Below are 17,681 nucleotides of genomic sequence, written 5' to 3' on the forward strand. Positions count from 1 at the left end.
AGTCTAATCTAATATTCATTACAAATACATAAAACGCCAGCTACCGCAGGTAAATCTGCTTAGGAACTATTAACCAAAGCAAACAAGTAAAAATTTATTACCTAATCAACTAAAAACTATTTAAAAATGAAAAAAATTAATAATCAGAGTACAATCAAAAGTCCTAAGAAAGGGCTTTTGATTACCGCATTACTAGTGGCACAACTTGGTTTTGCACAAAACGAACAAGACGCCAGCTTTAAAGGCGTTGTTGGTAAAACATTGGCTGATTCTAAAGAATATTGGCCAGAACCGGTAAAAGCACCAACTGGAGCACCAAATATTGTCTGGATTTTATTAGATGATGTAGGATTTGGAGCTTCAAGCGCTTTTGGAGGTTTGATACAAACACCAACTTTTGATGATTTGGCAAACAATGGTTTACGTTATACCAATTTTCATACAACGGCTATTTGTGCGCCAACCCGTGCCGCTTTATTAACCGGAAGAAATTCAGGAAAAGTACACGTAAGCGGGTTTTCTCACACTGTTTTATCAGCAGGTTTTCCAGGTTGGGACGGAAGGATTCCATCTGATAAAGGAACAATCGCTGAAATTTTAAGAGATAAAGGATATAACACTTTTGCTGTTGGTAAATACGGATTGACTCCTGACGAAGAAGCTTCTGATGCAGGACCTTTCGACAGATGGCCAACAGGAAAAGGTTTTGAACACTTTTTTGGTTTCTTAGGATCTCAAACAGATCAATACAAACCAGATTTAGTTGAAGATAATACACATGTTGTTCCTGACGGAAGACACTTAACAGATCAAATTACAGATAAAGCGATTGGTTATTTAACAAAGCAACACAAAGCTGCTCCGGACAAACCATTCTTTTTGTACTATGCGCCGGGAGCTGTTCACGCACCGCATCAGGTTGCTGAATCATGGAGCGATCCGTATAAAGGAAAATTTGATGAAGGATGGGATGTTTACCGTGAGAAAGTATTAGCTAATCAGAAAAAATTAGGTGTGATTCCTGCAAATGCTATTTTACCGGAACGCAACCCGATTATTACAGACTGGAAAAAACTAACTCCGGACCAAAAGAAAGTTTACGCTCGTTTTATGGAAGTTTATGCTGGATATCTTACGTATACAGATCATGAAATTGGAAGAATTGTAGAGCATTTAAAAGCCTCTGGTCAATTAGAAAATACGCTTATTTTTGTTGCAATTGGAGATAACGGAGCCAGCAAAGAAGGAACTACACAAGGTACAATCAGCCAAAATCTTTTTGCTCAGGGAATTTCTGATGAAAAAAATCTTCAGGATAATTTAAACAATATTGGAGAAATTGGAACTGCAAAAGGTTTAAATACTAATTATCCTTTAGGCTGGGCACAAGCAACTAATTCTCCTTTCAAAAACTGGAAACAAGATGCACATTCTGAAGGAGGAACCCGTAATCCGTTGATTGTTTATTATCCAAAAGGAATTAAAGAAAAAGGTGGAATTAGAAATCAATACAGCCACGTAACAGATTTACTTCCAACGACATTGGATATTGCAGGACTTAAAGCTCCTGAAACAATCCGTGAAATTAAACAGGATAAAATACAAGGTTCTTCTTTTTATGCTTCTTTAAATGATGCAAAAGCAGAATCGTTACACAAAATACAATATTATTATATTTTCGGAAACAGAGCTATTTATAAAGATGGATGGAAAGCTGCTGCAGCGCATCTTCCGGATTCTTTTACCTTAAAAAAAGCAATTGGTACGACTGAAGCTCCTGTAAAAAGCAATTTCGATACTGATGTTTGGGAACTATACAACTTAAATGAAGATTTTAACGAGCGTGTTAATCTGGCTAAAAAATATCCGGAGAAACTAGCTGAACTTCAAAAATTGTTTGATGAGCAAGCGAAAGAAAATAACGTTTATCCGTTAATCGATTGGCAAGATGTTTTTAGCAGAAGAATCCATAATAATGGAACTGATAAAAGTAAAAATCTTCAGGAATTAATTCGTCAGGCTAATAAACCAGCCGGAACTAATTAATATCATCATTTACACAACCTGCAAGGTTTTCAAAACCTTGTAGGTTTAATTATACGACCTTATAAGTTTTCAAGTAATACCTACAAGGTTTTGAAAACCTTGCAGGAACGTCTTAAAAAAAATAAATCATGGCAGCAACAAAACCACTAATCAAAAAAGGCATTTTTGCCTTACTTCTTGTAGTAATTGCGGTAAGTTTTTACTACCTGACCATTTGGATTACTCCTTATTATGTGCAGCATAAATTTGCCGAAAAAAGTCTGGGCTTTGTCAATACACCCCGATTTGGAGATCAGCCAAATGCAGAAAACAGCAGAGTGATTCCGTTACCAAATCCTGACTTTTTGTATTCGACCGTTAATTATGATTTAAAAGACAGCATTTTAAAGATTTCAGGAATTGTTCCGGATTCAACCTATTGGTCAATCTCTGCTTATCAGGAAAACACAACAAATTATTTTGTTCAGAATGAAGAGCAGGTAAAATCAAAATTCGAATATTATTTAGTTCCTCCAGAAGGAAGCACTTCAGAAGCCTTAAAAAATATTCCGAAAGAGAAAATTATTTATAGCCCGACTACTAAAGGATTGATTCTGTTTCGTTATTTAGTTTCAAAAGCATATCCGGTAAAACAACTTGCAGAATTGCAACATGGCGTTACGGTAGAGAAATTAGCGAAGTAAGTCGTCTCAAAGTTTGTCATTCCGAGGAACGAGGACACGAGCGATAGCGAACTGGCGAAGCAATCTCCACAAGTAACTCGACAAAGATTGGCAAATTTCTAAACGGAGCTTCTTGCGGAGATCCATCCTCCGTCAGGATGATAAAAATGCGGATACTAACTTTGACAAAGTTCACCACACAAACGTTTAATTAAAAGAAATAAAAATGGCTTTAAAACAAAACATAAAAAAAGTAGCAATCGGATTTGTATTGATTCTTTTGGCTATTGTATTAGGAAGCGGATTTGGTATTTACAGCATTAAATCCGGAAAAAGCGATTCGCAGCGAGTTATAGGCAACTGGCAAACCGTTGATAAAGATAAAGATCTTAATACTGCAGATTTGCTAACCATAGCACAAGTATCTGTTTACGGACCTTATGCCTTGACCAAAAAAGAAGTAATCTATTTGAGTACTAATACTGATAGTGAAGGAAATGCATTAGATCCTAAATCAGATTATGTGATTAACGGAAAAAAATTAGATGCTAAATATTGGAGTATTACGGCTTATGATGAAAACGGTTTTTTAATTAAAAATCCAATCGATAAATACAGCTATAATCTTGAAACTGTAAAGTACGAGGCAGATAGTACCTCTTATAAAATCAACCTATCAGCTTCAGAAAAAAAAGAAAACTGGCTGCCAATTACCAATGTTAAAAAAACGTCTTTAATCATTCGTTTGTATTTGCCTTCAGATAAATTAAGAGACAATTTAACGGTTGAAACGCTTCCAACTATTCAAAAAGTAAAGTAATTGCTAAAATTGTAACAAATTAGTCAAATTTTTATGAATATTATTCTACTAAATCTATAGAATTAATTATATAAATTTTTACATTTACAATTCTATACAATTTATTGATTATCAATACCACTATAAAATAAAAACACTTAAGTAATAATAGAAAAACAAAGATTATGAAACGGGTAGACTACGAAATTATCGGAAAAAAAATTGTCGTTGGGGCAATTGTATTTTTAGTACCATTGGCAATTTTGGCCGGAGGTTTAGCATTAGTAAATCAATTTTTAAAATAAAACATCATGGCTATAGTTCAAAAAGAAAAACTAACAAGAGATTTAAGTATCAGTCTTTTAATATACAGTTTGCCAGTAGTGGCAATTTTCCTTTATTTTAAATTCACGAATGTACTTGTGAGCGAATCACATATTACATTACCGGCGTTTTTAGAATTTGCACAACCCGCGTTTCAGCACATCAGAACCTGGGGATTAACCGTTTTCATGCTTGTTTTGGGAGTGATCGAATTTGCTGCAGGTTTATACGATGACGAATGGACAGGAGAAGAACGTAAAATAGATATCGTTTGTTTCTTAGCTCCAAAAATGCTTTTACCGCCTGTAATTGCTTTTTTCAGCTTAACAGCCTTGCCTTATTTAATTCCAAATTTAGCAAACTCACTTTCGTGGGTACCATTTTGGGGAGGATTTTTCCTGATCGCAATTGCCGATGATTTAACGCAATATTGGTATCACAGACTTCACCACCAAGTTCCGTTTTTATGGCGTTTTCACAGAACACACCACTCAGCTCCATATATGGGAATGGCGATGGCATCCAGACAAAACTTTATTTATACGGTTTTCTTTTCTCAAATTTATTTAACGGCAACTTTAACGTATTTAGGTTTAGGATTACCTGCTTTATTTGTTTTGGTAATTAAAAGTTTCATCACTTTAGGAGCGCACTCAAGTATTGCCTGGGACAAACCGTTTTATAAATACAAAGTTTTACATCCGGTTGCATGGGTTTTAGAACGCTTGATTTCGACTCCGGCAACGCATCACGCACATCACGCAGATACAAGCGGAGATGGTGTTGGACACTTTAAAGGAAACTTCGGAAATATGTTTTTCATTTGGGATGTAATTTTCGGAACGGGTTTAATTACACGTAAATTCCCGGAATCTTACGGAACAAAATCATACAAACAAGAAGAATGGTATGCACAATTTTTGTGGCCAATATTCAAATCTAAAAAAGAAGGAAGTTCTCTTGCCGAAGGTGTATTGGCGTTTCCATTAAAAGCCAAACCTGTTGAAACCGTTGAAACTGTTGAACAAACTCCTGTTTTAGAGCAGGTTTAATTTTAGAAACGAAATAAAAATTATGCCAGCCTTACATTTAAATTAATTGAATGTAGGCTGGCTTTTTAAATAAAATAGTATGAAAAATAAAATACTCAAAAAGGCTTTTACCACTGTATTTCTACTTTTTACAGTTGCAGGTTTTGCGCAAGGAAACAGTGCCAATATATTGCTGGATGCTTTTTATTCGAAAATTAAAAGTCAAAAAAATCCACAGATAATTGATGCCAGAGGTGCAGATGAATTTGCTTTAAACCATATTGAAGGCGCTGTAAATTTCAATCTTAAATCAGATGATTATGAAAAACATGTAGCTGCTTTAAATCCGTCTCAACCTGTGTTTATTTATTCTATTGCAGCCTACAGAAGCGGACTTTTATCTACAGATTTAGCAAAAAGAGGATTTACTGAAGTTTATATTTTAGAAGGCGGAATCGCAAGCTGGATTGGTGGCGGAAAACCTTTTTATACCAATTTAAAAAGCAAATTAACGCTTCCTGAATACAAAAAAATCATCGCAGATAATAATTATGTTTTGGTAGACATTGGATCAAAATATTGTGCAACCTGCAAAACCGTAAAACCTATTTTAGAAAACCTAAGAACGCAATACGGTGAAAAATTAAAAATCGTTCAAATTGAGTTAGAAGAAAGCCCGCAGGTTATTGCCGATTTAAAAACGGTAAAGGTCTTCCCTACTTTGATATTGTATCAAAACGGAAAAATTGTTTTCAAAAAAGATGGTTTAGGCGATTTGAAAAACGATGTTGATGTGGCTTTGGATTCTAAGTAATCCCAATCTTGTCATTCCGAGGAACGAGGAATCTCCGCAAGTAACTCGGCAATGATTGTCGATTTTCTTTGAGGAGCTTCTTGCGGAGATTCCTCGTTCCTCGGAATGACAAAAATGCACTAAAAAGAACAAACAATTTAAAACTATGGCATTATCAAAAACAAAAAAAATCATTTTATCGATTCTAATCGTATTATTAATTCTCGCAGTATTCTTATTCTGGCCCATTAATACCGATGGAACTTTAATTAAACCAGATCAAAAATTAGCCGAAGGAAAGGCAGCATTTCTCGCCCAAAAAGATACTTCAAAAGCAGAAAAAAAACCGAACATCATTATTTTGCTTGCCGATGATTTAGGGAAATATGACATCTCGCTTTATGGAGGAAAATCGACCCCAACGCCACAAATAGATTCTTTGGCGGCTTCGGGAGTTACTTTTGCAGATGGTTATGTTTCAGCTTCAATTTGCTCGCCTTCGCGTGCGGGTTTGCTTACGGGACGTTATCAGGAACGTTTCGGACATGAATTTCAGCCTGGAGACCGATATCCAAAAAACAATTTAGAATATTATGCTTTCAAGTATTTAATCAATACGAATAATTGGAGACTGAACGATAAAATCGAATATCCAAATGAAGCATCAATAGCCACACAAGGTTTGCCACAATCTGAAATTACTTTTGCAGATTTAGCCAAAAAACAAGGTTACAACACGGCAATTATTGGTAAATGGCATTTGGGGCACAACAAAGGATTTTTTCCTTTAGACAGAGGTTTTGATTATCATTATGGGTTTTATCAGGCATTTTCGCTTTACACGCCCGAAGACGATAATCCGGATATTATCAATCACCATCACAAAGATTTTACGGATAAAATGATTTGGGGAAATGGCCGTGTTGGAATTGGGCAAATCCGACGTGACACAACGATCATAAAAGACAAGAAATATCTAACCGAAACTTTTGCTGATGAAGCAGAAGCTTTTATCGATAAAAATAAAACAAAACCCTTTTTACTTTATGTTCCGTTTAATGCGCCACACACGCCATTTCAGGTTCGCAAGAAATATTACGATCGTTTCCCGAATGTAAAAGACGAAAACAAACGTGTTTATTTTGCCATGATCAGCGCTTTAGATGACGCCATTGGAAGAATTAGAGCTAAAGTTAAAAAAGAAGGTTTAGAAGAAAATACTATAATTATTTTCGCCAGTGATAATGGTGGTGCTGATTATACTTTTGCCACCACAAATGCTCCATTAAAAGGTGGAAAATTTTCACATTTTGAAGGCGGCATAAATGTTCCGTTTGCATTGTCATGGAAAGGAAAAATCAAGCCGCATACCGTTTATAAATATCCGGTAAGTACATTGGATATTTTTAGTACGATTGCTGCCGTTACCCATTCCGGTTTACCAAAAGACCGTGTTTACGACGGTATAGATTTGATTAGTACCGTAAATAATAATACTGAAGCTCATAAAAATTTATACTGGCGTTCCGGCGATGCAAAAGCAATTCGAAGCGGTGACTGGAAATTAATCATCAGCGGAAAAACCCATGAAGAATGGCTTTATAATTTGGCCTTAGATAAATCTGAAACTACAGATCTTGCTAAAAAAAATCCGGATAAAGTAAGCGAATTACATGTCGCTTTGCAAAATTGGGAAAAAGGTTTGGTTAAACCTTTATGGCCAAATTTAACGCATTATGAATTTGATTTTGGTAAACAAAAATACTTCGTCGATTTGTAATAGTTACAAAAGTCCTGCAAGGTTTTCAAAACCTTGTAGGTCTTTCTATTTAACCTCTATCTTAATAACTAATACCTACAAGGTTTTGAAAACCTTGCAGGAAATAAACATACAATGTCAACTACCTCAAAACAATTTACCATTCACGAAGACTGGACAGTCGTAATTCTCGGATTTATAATAATCGGTATTTCTCTATTTCTATATCTTCCTGAAGTTCCCATTTTTAAATGGTCAAACGGAAGTGATTTACTAAACGATATATTTGAATTTGGGAATGTACAAATCCTCCTTATTCAATTTTTATATCTTATTTCCATAGGAACTTTCGGTACTTTTTTAATTGGAAAATCGGTTAAAAACTTTCTAATCGTTTTTCCCATAGTTTATATCTTAACCGTAATTGCATTAATAATTGCAGGAAATACAACTGTAAAAGCAATCAACTTAGAAGCCGTAATTTTTAGTTTGATTATCGGTTTGGCAATTGGTAATTTTTTCAAACTTCCCGAATGGTTTAAATCAGCACTTTCAACAGAAGTATTTGTAAAAATTGGATTAGTTTTACTAGGAACAAGTGTCATTTTCTCCGATATTTTAAAAGCAGGTTCATTAGGATTAATTCAGGCTTTAATTGTCGTTTTATCGGTTTGGTATTTTGCTTTTTGGCTTTGCCGAAAATTAAAAGTCGACGATGAATTAACCATGATGATTTCGAGTGCTGTTTCTATTTGCGGCGTTTCTGCAGCAATTGCAACTTCCGGAGCGATAAAAGGCGATTCAAAAAAACTTTCTTATGTTATTTCGATCGTTTTGGTAACCGCAATTCCGATGATGATTTTTATGCCGATGATTGCCAAATACTTCAACTTTCCCGAAGAAGTAACCGGAGCATGGCTTGGTGGAAGTATTGATACCTCCGGAGCCGTTGTTGCATCCGGAACTTTGGTTGGAGAAACCGCATTGAAAATTAGTACAATTGTAAAGTTTTCACAGAATGTATTGCTAGGTTTAGCTGCTTTCGCAATTTCTGTTTATTGGACATATACCCACAATAAATCGGCTGAAGTTGCGGCATCAAAACCTACGTTAAGCGTAATTTGGGAGCGTTTCCCAAAGTTTGTAATTGGTTTTATTCTTGCTTCTTTAGTTTTTTCTTTCCTGCTTACTGCTGACGTTCGAGATAGTGTAAAAGACAGTTTAAAAAACCTTCAGGGAATTTGGTTTGCTCTTGCTTTTACAAGTATTGGTTTAGAAACTAATTTTAAAGATTTACTTCAAAATAATAGCAGAAAACCTTTGTATGCCTTTTTAATTGCGCAATTATTTAATGTAATTGTTACTTTGATTATTGCTTTTATATTATTTAAGTAATTTAATAAGAGTAACATTATTTTACCGCAAAGAGCGCAAAGTTCGCTAAGGATTTCCTCAAAGTGTGTCATTTCGAGGAACGAGAAATCACATAAAGTTAAGCACGTCCTGAATTGAGTTATAGGATGTGATTTAAAGTTCGTTGCTCTCTGAATGTGATTTCTCGTTCCTCGAAATGACACAACTTTATCGTTGATTTTCATCCTTCATAAACAACTCATATACAATAATTTAAAATCAATAATATCAATTATTTCAAAAATAATTAAAGATAAATTTGGATATTACAATATTAAATATAACTTTATCTATAGAATTAGTAGAGTTTAAAAATATAAATAACTACATTTTGAAAGCAACAGAGAACAAACCGCATTACATTCTTTCTGAAAAATACACTTATAGCAACTTTTGTTATATGTGCAGCTGTTGTTAATTCTCAAAAAATATGTTCGCTTAGATTCGACTTAAACTTAGAATCGAAAAATAGAAATCGAACAATACTTATCCCTAACTTTATTCAACTTTAAATATCAATTTTGATGCTTCTGGCCTCAAAAGATATTACGTTATAACTATAAATCAAAAATGAAAAATGAAGACGACACATTAAACTTCTTTTTGATTATAAAAGGTCATTTCTGCGGCAACGAAAATGACCTGATTTAAAGAACATTTATCACTTAAACAACAAAAAAACAATTAACAAAAGCATCATTACAATGTACAATACCACAACAAAACTCTTCTTTTCCCTTCTCTTAACCGGAACATTTAGTGCTGTATCTAATGCACAAACATCATCAGCAAAACCAAACATTATTTTAATTATGGTTGATGATATGGGCTATTCTGATTTAGGAAATTATGGTTCTGAAATTAAAACGCCGAATCTGGACAAATTAGCTTCTGAAGGTTTGCGCCTTCGTGAATTTTACAATAACTCGATTTGTGCACCAACAAGAGCTTCCCTCCTAACCGGACAATATCAACATAAAGCCGGAGTTGGTTTTTTTGATGTTAATTTAGGTTTGCCTGCTTATCAGGGATATTTAAATAAAGAATCTTTGACTTTAGGTGAAGTTTTTCGTTCTGGCGGTTACAGTACACTTTTATCAGGAAAATGGCACGTAGGTTCTGAAGATCAGGCGCAATGGCCAAACCAAAGAGGTTTTGATAAGTTTTACGGCATCTTAAAAGGCGCTTCGAATTATTTTGATACCAAACCTTTGCCTTTCGGAAAAACGCCATATCCGGTAAAATTAATTCGTAATAACGAAGAACTGCATCCAAAAGATGATTCATATTATTTTACAGATGAAATTGGGAATAATGCGGTGACTTTCTTAGACGAACAAAACAAAGAAAACAAACCTTTCTTTTTATATTTAGCGTTTACCGCGCCGCACTGGCCATTACAGGCAAAACCGGTTGACATTGCAAAATACAGAGGAAAATTTGATGAAGGCTGGGATGTTTTAAGAGAAAAAAGAATTGCTAAACTAAAAGCAAATGGCATTTTAACTGCCGATCAAACAATTTCTCCAAGAGATCCTGAAGTTCCGGAATGGAGTAAATTAACCTATGACGAAAAACAATTCTGGAAAGCAAAAATGGAAGTTTATGCCGCAATGGTCGATAATATGGATCAGAATGTGGGTAAAGTTCTGGAGAAAATAAAAGCGCTAAAGAAAGATAAAAACACCTTGATTATTTTCATTTCAGACAATGGCGCTCAAGGCGGATTTAATACTTATAATCCGTTAGGAAGAGGTTTGGTTCGAAATGATGGACCTGTAGGAACATCCGGATCATTTGATTATCAGGAACAAAACTGGGCATATTTATCGAATACTCCATTACAGCAATATAAAAATAATATGCACGAAGGCGGATTCAGTTCTCCTTTTATTGCGTGGTTTCCATCAAAAATAAAAGCCGGAAGAATTGATAAAGGAACCGGACATATCATTGACCTCGCTCCTACTTTTTATGAATTGGCAGGAATTGAATATCCTAAAAATTATAACGGTATAAACACTAATCCGCTACCGGGAAAAAGTTTATTACCCGTTTTATTTGATAATGTTTCGACTGTTGACAGAGGCGCTCCGTTATTTTGGGAAAGAGCAGGAAACAGAGCAGTTCGCGATGGAAAATGGAAGTTAGTCTCAATTTATCCGTCGTATGAATGGGAACTTTATAATATCGAAACGGACCGAGGTGAAACGACGAATGTCGCACAACAAAATATTGCAGTTGTAAACAAACTTTCTGCTTCTTATTTTGAATGGGCTGACCAAACCGGAGTTGTAGAATACAGTAAATTTAAATTAAAACCAGAGACAATGCCGGGCGGCGCTGCTCTAAAGAAATAGACACATTTCTTATTATAGAAAACATACCAAAACCAAAATATCAAAAATATCAACCATGAAATACCAAAACATTTTAGAAACAATTGGAAATACGCCTCACATTAAACTAAACAAGCTTTTTAAATCGCATGAGGTTTGGATTAAACTTGAAAAGTCAAATCCCGGATCGAGTATCAAAGACCGAATTGCGTTGGCAATGATTGAAGACGCAGAGAAAAAAGGACTTTTAAATCCTGATTCGATTATTATCGAACCAACATCAGGAAATACCGGAATTGGGCTTTCGTTAGTAGCTGCTGTAAAAGGTTATAAAGTTATTATTGTGATGCCGGAATCGATGAGTGTAGAACGCAGAAAAATAATCGAAGCTTATGGCGCTGAATATGTTTTGACTCCGAGAGAAAAAGGAACTTCAGGTGCGGTTGAAAAAGCGAAAGAATTAGCATCAACGATTAAAAATTCTTTTCTGCCTTCACAATTTACAAATCCCGCCAATGTTGAAGTTCACGAAAGAACTACGGCACAGGAAATTCTGGCCGATTTTCCGGATGGAATAGATTATCTAATTACAGGAGTTGGAACCGGAGGACATATTACGGGTGTTTCTAAAATATTAAAACAACATTTTCCGAATCTAAAAACCATTGCTGTTGAACCGGCATTATCGCCTGTTTTAAGCGGAGGTATTGCGGCTCCGCATCCTTTGCAGGGAATTGGCGCAGGATTTATTCCCGAAGTTTTTAATCGAGAATATGTGGATGAAATTATCACCGTTGAAAAAAATGATGCTTTTAATTTTGCCAAAAAGTTAACGCAGGAAGAAGGAATTTTTGGTGGAGTTTCAACAGGAGCTGCTCTAGCCGGTGTTGCAAAAAGCCTGAAAAATATTCCTGAAGATGCCGTAATTCTGACGTTTAATTACGATACAGGAGAAAGATATCTTTCTGTTGAAGAATTATTTGGATTCTTTTCATGATTTGATATTCAACAATTTAAAAATTTTATAAAGTAAATTAAACATCAATTATCGTTGAACATCTTTATTTTTAACATAATTTTATTTATAGAGAGAAAATCTAATTTTCAAGTGAAATCTCTAGAATAAACGAACAGAATATAGTAACCAAAAAACCTTAAAACTATGGCAGAATCAAAACAACAACAGACCGCATTAGGCGATGTTGCAGCAAGACAGTTAGCAATTGCAACACGTACTGTTCCACAAATAGGCACAACAAGCCCTCGCTGGCTAACGCATCTTTTGCATTGGACACCAGTAGAATCGGGTGTATTTCGTTTGAATAAAGTTAAGGACGGAAGCCACATTGAAGTAGATTGTTCTGCCAGAGATGAAAGAGTTTTGCCCAATACTTTTGTCGATTATATCGAAAATCCAAGAGAATATAATCTTGCCGCAGTACAAACTATTGTTGAAGTGCATACGCGAGTTTCTGATTTATACAGCAAACCTTATAATCAAATTTCAGAACAACTTCGTTTGGCAATTGAAACGATTAAAGAACGTCAGGAAAGCGAATTGATCAATAATAAAGACTATGGTTTATTGAGCAATGTTGCGCCTTCGCAAATTATAAAAACCAGAACTGGTGCGCCAACTCCTGATGATTTAGACGAGTTATTGACAAAAGTCTGGAAAGAACCTGGATTTTTCTTATTACATCCGTTAGCGATTGCAGCTTTTGGTCGTGAATGTACACGTCGTGGTGTTCCGCCTCCAACAATTTCATTATTCGGATCTCAATTTTTAACATGGAGAGGAATTCCACTTATTCCATCAGACAAATTGCCTATTAAAGACGGAAAATCTAAAATCATTTTATTGCGTACAGGCGAAAGTCGTCAGGGCGTTATCGGACTTATTCAACCTGGTTTGCAAGGAGAACAATCTCCTGGATTATCAGTTCGTTTTATGGGTATTAACGAAAAAGCAATTGCTTCATATTTAGTATCACTTTATTGTTCACTGGCTGTTTTGGTTGATGATGCAATTGCCGTTTTAGAAGACGTAGAAATAGGAAAGTATCATGAGTACAAATATTTATAATAACGGTTTACCCAACATCGACGAGTTGCAAAATTTAGCAAACGAGTTGTTCAAAACCCTGCCTAATGAATTTCCCAAAGAAATTTCATTGAGTCCGGATAAAAATCAACATCCTCGTGCTGTAAAAGTTGTCGAAACGTTGTTGCAGGCAGGAAATTCCGGAGGTTATGACCTCTCTTCTCTTCCGTTGCAGAATTTGGAAAATACACAATCTCCACCTGCATTTAGTGGTTTTGGTGTATCTCCAACGGGTTTTCGAAATAACGGGGTTTCATCCTTATATCCAAATGTAACAACCGGATTTGATCCTAACAACGATGTTGCTCCATTAGGAATTCCACATCAAAATAATGTGAATCTTAATGATCCGCAAACGGGTTTTCATGATACTAATTTTAATAATGGCGGTACAGCTCCATCTTATGAAAAAAATATTTTTTCAGATTTGAATCTTAACCATCAGTATTTACCATTTGAAATTGGAAATTTTTCTTTTGAAGCTGAATTAAAATCAGCATTAGAAACTGTTGATACACAATTTACAAAAAGATTAAGTATCCCTTCAAATCCAATTGAAACTCCAAGTTCGTATTATTTTTTAGAACAGAATCCTTTTGCTTTCGATAAGAAAAATACAAATACGTTGGTTGGATCTTCTTTTAAACTTGAAGAATTTAATCAATTTCCGAATACTGGTTTTAATGCCGAACTAATTAAAAAGGATTTTCCGATTTTAAGAGAAACCGTAAACGGAAAACCGCTCGTTTGGTTTGATAATGCTGCAACAACTCAAAAACCACAATCGGTTATTGATCGTATTGCTTATTTCTATGAGCATGAAAACTCTAATATTCATCGTGCAGCACATGAATTAGCAGCTCGCGCCTCTGATGCTTATGAAGCTGCTCGCGAAAAAGTAAAAACATTTTTGAATGCAGGTTCTGTAAACGAAATTGTATTTGTGCGCGGAGCTACAGAAGGAATTAATCTTGTTGCACAAAGTTGGGGCGATCACAATTTAGTTGCCGGAGATGAAATTATTGTGAGCAATCTGGAACATCACGCTAATATTGTTCCGTGGAAACGTTTGGCAGATAAAAAAGGATTAAAGTTAAGAGTCATTCCAGTTGATGATGACGGGCAAATTTTGCTTGATGAATATGCAAAACTGCTAAATTCTAAAACACGTTTGGTTGCTTTTACTCAGGTTTCTAATGCACTTGGAACGGTAACTCCTGCAAAAAAAATTGTAGAAATGGCGCATGCTATTGGTGCAAAAGTTTTAATTGACGGAGCTCAATCTGTTTCGCACATGAAAGTTGATGTTCAGGATTTAAATCCGGATTGGCTTGTTTTTTCAGGACATAAACTTTTTGGACCAACCGGAATTGGGGCTTTATACGGAAAAGAAGAACTCTTAAACGAAATGGAACCTTACCAATCTGGTGGAAACATGATTCAGGATGTCACTTTTGAGGAAATAAAATACCACAAAGCACCAAATCGTTTCGAAGCCGGAACCGGAAATATCGCTGATGCAATTGGTCTTGGCGCTGCAATAGATTATGTTACAAAACTAGGAATTGATGAGATTGGACAATACGAACATTATTTATTGGAATATGCCACAAAATTGCTTAAAGAAATTCCGGGTGTAAGATTGATAGGAACAGCTGCTAATAAAGCCAGTGTACTTTCTTTTAATCTGCAAGGATATTCAAACGATCAGGTTGGGCAAGCATTAAACAAAGAAGGTGTTGCGGTAAGAACCGGACATCATTGTGCGCAGCCAATTTTACGAAGAATGGGCGTTGAAACAACGGTTCGTCCTTCATTAGCATTTTACAACACGACTCAAGACGTTGATACTTTTATTAAAACGTTGTGGGAACTTAAAAAAGTTAAGTTTTAAAATAAAATGAGTCAATGCTTTAAAAACATTGACTCAAAGAAATAGTTACTTTTTTTGATATTTTAAGTAATTATAACCAAAAGGCGATTGTTTAATTACAGTCGCCTTTTTATATTTTTAAACACATAGAATCATGGATTCTGCAAACTTAAAAAAGTAATTTTATTAATTTCTTATAGCCATAAAAGGTCTAAAATATTTAATAAAAATTGTTAATTTGAAACTCCATTTAGTGTATTCATTAAAGGTCTAAGATCATAATACATTTGTCTTGTATCCTTCCCATTATCATTTTCAGATAGAAATTTGAAACCTAATCTTTCATAAAAGCCAAGAGATTCTTCATAAGCATCTACTGTTAATAATTGACATGCACATTTACTATTTTGTTCTAATGCTAAATCAATAACGAAATTTACAAGAGCTCTGCCAATACCTTTTCTTTCTCTTTTTGTAGTTTCACAAACCGCTAATCTACCAATTTTTATAGCTGGAAATTGTCTCAAATGTCGTTTAGGATGACTAATAATTTCTTTTATCCATCTCTTAAACGAAGTTTTAGATGCAAAATGATTTTCCTGAACATTTAACGCATCATTATAAATGCTTAAATATGCAATAGTTTTATTTTCGCTTTCTAGTATATAAGTAGTAGCTAATAAATCTTTTTTATATGGAATTGCTTTATCATTTAGAAAACCATTCAAATCATTATCACCACATTCGAAAGGTTTAATATTTGTTGTCGAATTTAATTCGAAAAATGAAAATCCTGTAAAAGGCATTAATTAACTTTTAGAAGTTCTTTTAACTTATCCGCATCAGATCGAATTGAGTTTAAAGCATCTACACTAACTTTTTTATCTTTATTTAAATCAATAGTTTTATAAAAGTTAACTGCTTCTTTACCTTTCAAAACAGGAGTATTTTTAATTGGCTTTGCCATGATTTGTCTGTTTTATTATAAAATGTATCTCGTAGGTTTTAGAACCTAACGATCTGATTTGTATTAATTAAAAAAAGAGTACATTTATTTGTTCCAAAAATACAAACAAAAATCAAAATATCAATTCTTTTGTCTAAAAGGATTTAAATATTTGTATTTTCTTACAAAGAAAACAACTTATAATTAAATGTAAATAAAAAATCCACTTTTTTAAGTGAATTTTTTATTTACAACTTTATTCTTCAAATCGTTTAATAAGTTTAGGAGTATTTAATCTTATGCGTTAAAAAACGTTTTGTATTAATCTCTAAAATCGTTCAAAGATTTTTCGATAATTTCAAGACATTCCTGAATTTGAGTTTCTGTCATTACTAAAGGCGGCGCCAATCTAATTTTATTTCCGTGTGTTGGTTTTGCTAATAAACCATTATCTCTAAATCGCAAGCAAATTTCCCATGCTAAATCAGAATCTTCACCACAATTAATAACAATTGCATTTAGCAAACCTTTACCACGAACTAAAGTAATTAAGTTATTACGTTCAGCAATTTCGTTAAGTCCTTTTCTTAAAATGATTCCTAAACGTTCTGCATTTTCGGCTAACTTCTCCTCTTTAACCACTTCAAGAGCAGCGATTGCAACGGCTGCAGCAACAGGATTTCCTCCAAAAGTAGATCCGTGTTGTCCCGGTTTAATCACATTCATGATTTCGTTATTCGCTAAAACTGCCGAAACGGGATAAACGCCACCAGAAATTGCTTTTCCTAAAATAAGAATATCCGGTTGTACATTTTCGTGATGAACAGCCAATAATTTCCCTGTACGCGCAATTCCGGTTTGAACCTCATCTGCAATAAACAAAACATTGTGTTTTTCGCAAAGTGCTTTTGCTTTTGCCAAATATCCTTCTGACGGAACGTAAACTCCGGCTTCACCCTGAATTGGTTCTACCAAAAATCCGGCAATATTTTTTGATGATTCTAAAACTTTTTCAAGCGCTTCTAGATTATCATATTCAATTTTAATAAATCCTTCTGTATACGGACCAAAGTTTTTACGTGCACCTTCATCATTTGAAAAAGAAATAATTGTAGTTGTTCTTCCATGAAAATTATTTTCGCAAACAATAATTTGTGCCATGTTTTCATGAATACCTTTTACTTCATACGCCCATTTTCTACAAAGTTTAAGCGCTGTTTCAACAGCTTCCGCACCTGTATTCATTGGTAATACTTTATCAAAACCAAAATAATTGGTTACATATTCTTCGTAGTTTCCTAATTTATCATTGTAAAAAGCTCTTGAAGTCAAAGTCAGTTTTTGAGCTTGATCGATCATTGCTTGTACAATTTTAGGGTGGCAATGTCCTTGATTTACTGCAGAATAAGCAGATAAAAAGTCATAATACTTTTTTCCGTCAACGTCCCAAACATATACACCTTCTCCTCTTTCCAGTACAACCGGAAGCGGATGGTAGTTATGAGCGCCGTATTTATTCTCTTTTTCGATCAAAACTTCTGATTTTGACGAAAGTATTTCTTGTGTATGTGCCATGATAATTTCTTTTTATG

14 protein-coding genes are annotated in these 17,681 nt (G+C 34.5%); 11 read left to right on the forward strand and 3 right to left on the reverse strand.

The features are described 5' to 3' along the window. Positions 1 to 126: 126 nt before the first annotated feature. From GKZ86_RS17095 to GKZ86_RS17145, 11 genes are all read left to right on the forward strand, one after another. Positions 127 to 2,046, forward strand: coding sequence for an arylsulfatase (locus tag GKZ86_RS17095; protein ID WP_154784282.1), 1,920 nt, complete (start codon positions 127 to 129; stop codon positions 2,044 to 2,046). A 128-nt stretch (positions 2,047 to 2,174) separates the two neighbouring features. Continuing rightward, the gene (locus tag GKZ86_RS17100; RefSeq protein ID WP_154784283.1) at positions 2,175 to 2,729 is read left to right on the forward strand and encodes a DUF1254 domain-containing protein; all 555 of its coding nucleotides are present in this window, start codon (positions 2,175 to 2,177) and stop codon (positions 2,727 to 2,729) included. A gap of 205 nt (positions 2,730 to 2,934) precedes the next feature. After that, positions 2,935 to 3,528 (forward strand): DUF1214 domain-containing protein, encoded by a 594-nt coding sequence (locus GKZ86_RS17105; RefSeq protein WP_154784284.1) that lies wholly within the window; start codon positions 2,935 to 2,937, stop codon positions 3,526 to 3,528. A 290-nt stretch (positions 3,529 to 3,818) separates the two neighbouring features. After that, entirely contained in the window at positions 3,819 to 4,883 is a 1,065-nt protein-coding gene (locus GKZ86_RS17110; protein ID WP_154784285.1) for a sterol desaturase family protein, read from the forward strand. A 79-nt stretch (positions 4,884 to 4,962) separates the two neighbouring features. Next, a complete protein-coding gene (locus GKZ86_RS17115) occupies positions 4,963 to 5,676 on the forward strand; it encodes a rhodanese-like domain-containing protein (RefSeq protein WP_154784286.1) in 714 nt (237 codons plus the stop codon). A 145-nt stretch (positions 5,677 to 5,821) separates the two neighbouring features. Next, positions 5,822 to 7,435 (forward strand): sulfatase-like hydrolase/transferase, encoded by a 1,614-nt coding sequence (locus GKZ86_RS17120; RefSeq protein ID WP_154784287.1) that lies wholly within the window; start codon positions 5,822 to 5,824, stop codon positions 7,433 to 7,435. A gap of 114 nt (positions 7,436 to 7,549) precedes the next feature. Continuing rightward, positions 7,550 to 8,809 carry a YeiH family protein gene (locus GKZ86_RS17125; RefSeq protein ID WP_154784288.1) on the forward strand — a complete coding sequence of 420 codons (1,260 nt, stop codon included), beginning with the start codon at positions 7,550 to 7,552 and terminating at the stop codon, positions 8,807 to 8,809. A gap of 722 nt (positions 8,810 to 9,531) precedes the next feature. Further along, on the forward strand, positions 9,532 to 11,187 hold the full coding sequence (locus GKZ86_RS17130) for an arylsulfatase (RefSeq protein ID WP_154784289.1): 1,656 nt from the start codon (positions 9,532 to 9,534) through the stop codon (positions 11,185 to 11,187). Positions 11,188 to 11,242: 55 nt separating this feature from the next. Continuing rightward, on the forward strand, positions 11,243 to 12,163 hold the full coding sequence (gene cysK / locus GKZ86_RS17135; protein ID WP_154784290.1) for a cysteine synthase A: 921 nt from the start codon (positions 11,243 to 11,245) through the stop codon (positions 12,161 to 12,163). Positions 12,164 to 12,328: 165 nt separating this feature from the next. After that, the gene (locus GKZ86_RS17140) at positions 12,329 to 13,252 is read left to right on the forward strand and encodes a family 2A encapsulin nanocompartment shell protein (protein ID WP_154784291.1); all 924 of its coding nucleotides are present in this window, start codon (positions 12,329 to 12,331) and stop codon (positions 13,250 to 13,252) included. Then, positions 13,233 to 15,164, forward strand: a complete 1,932-nt coding sequence (locus GKZ86_RS17145; protein ID WP_154784292.1) for a family 2A encapsulin nanocompartment cargo protein cysteine desulfurase — start codon at positions 13,233 to 13,235, stop codon at positions 15,162 to 15,164. The genes GKZ86_RS17140 and GKZ86_RS17145 overlap by 20 nt, the downstream gene beginning before the upstream one ends. Before the next feature lie 212 nt (positions 15,165 to 15,376). On the opposite strand, the gene GKZ86_RS17150 is transcribed toward GKZ86_RS17145, so the two are convergent. The 3 genes from GKZ86_RS17150 to rocD form a co-directional block, all read right to left on the reverse strand. Beyond that, positions 15,377 to 15,949: a GNAT family N-acetyltransferase gene (locus GKZ86_RS17150; RefSeq protein WP_154784293.1), complete on the reverse strand. Its 573-nt coding sequence runs from the start codon at positions 15,947 to 15,949 to the stop codon at positions 15,377 to 15,379. Then, positions 15,949 to 16,110: a hypothetical protein gene (locus GKZ86_RS25265; protein WP_194632561.1), complete on the reverse strand. Its 162-nt coding sequence runs from the start codon at positions 16,108 to 16,110 to the stop codon at positions 15,949 to 15,951. The genes GKZ86_RS17150 and GKZ86_RS25265 overlap by 1 nt, the downstream gene beginning before the upstream one ends. A gap of 300 nt (positions 16,111 to 16,410) precedes the next feature. Then, positions 16,411 to 17,664 (reverse strand): ornithine--oxo-acid transaminase, encoded by a 1,254-nt coding sequence (gene rocD, locus GKZ86_RS17155; protein WP_154784294.1) that lies wholly within the window; start codon positions 17,662 to 17,664, stop codon positions 16,411 to 16,413. Positions 17,665 to 17,681: the final 17 nt, after the last annotated feature.

This window comes from Flavobacterium sp. LC2016-13 (genome assembly GCF_009707955.1).
Lineage (GTDB): Bacteria > Bacteroidota > Bacteroidia > Flavobacteriales > Flavobacteriaceae > Flavobacterium.

Excerpts from the sequence above, each read along its gene's own strand:
- GKZ86_RS17095 (WP_154784282.1), top strand. The coding sequence starts at position 127 with ATGAAAAAAATTAATAATCAGAGTACAATCAAAAGTCCTAAGAAAGGG.
- GKZ86_RS17100 (WP_154784283.1), top strand. The coding sequence starts at position 2,175 with ATGGCAGCAACAAAACCACTAATCAAAAAAGGCATTTTTGCCTTACTT.
- GKZ86_RS17105 (WP_154784284.1), top strand. The coding sequence starts at position 2,935 with ATGGCTTTAAAACAAAACATAAAAAAAGTAGCAATCGGATTTGTATTG.
- GKZ86_RS17110 (WP_154784285.1), top strand. The coding sequence starts at position 3,819 with ATGGCTATAGTTCAAAAAGAAAAACTAACAAGAGATTTAAGTATCAGT.
- GKZ86_RS17115 (WP_154784286.1), top strand. The coding sequence starts at position 4,963 with ATGAAAAATAAAATACTCAAAAAGGCTTTTACCACTGTATTTCTACTT.
- GKZ86_RS17120 (WP_154784287.1), top strand. The coding sequence starts at position 5,822 with ATGGCATTATCAAAAACAAAAAAAATCATTTTATCGATTCTAATCGTA.
- GKZ86_RS17125 (WP_154784288.1), top strand. The coding sequence starts at position 7,550 with ATGTCAACTACCTCAAAACAATTTACCATTCACGAAGACTGGACAGTC.
- GKZ86_RS17130 (WP_154784289.1), top strand. The coding sequence starts at position 9,532 with ATGTACAATACCACAACAAAACTCTTCTTTTCCCTTCTCTTAACCGGA.
- cysK (WP_154784290.1), top strand. The coding sequence starts at position 11,243 with ATGAAATACCAAAACATTTTAGAAACAATTGGAAATACGCCTCACATT.
- GKZ86_RS17140 (WP_154784291.1), top strand. The coding sequence starts at position 12,329 with ATGGCAGAATCAAAACAACAACAGACCGCATTAGGCGATGTTGCAGCA.
- GKZ86_RS17145 (WP_154784292.1), top strand. The coding sequence starts at position 13,233 with ATGAGTACAAATATTTATAATAACGGTTTACCCAACATCGACGAGTTG.
- GKZ86_RS17150 (WP_154784293.1), bottom strand. The coding sequence starts at position 15,949 with ATGCCTTTTACAGGATTTTCATTTTTCGAATTAAATTCGACAACAAAT.
- GKZ86_RS25265 (WP_194632561.1), bottom strand. The coding sequence starts at position 16,110 with ATGGCAAAGCCAATTAAAAATACTCCTGTTTTGAAAGGTAAAGAAGCA.
- rocD (WP_154784294.1), bottom strand. The coding sequence starts at position 17,664 with ATGGCACATACACAAGAAATACTTTCGTCAAAATCAGAAGTTTTGATC.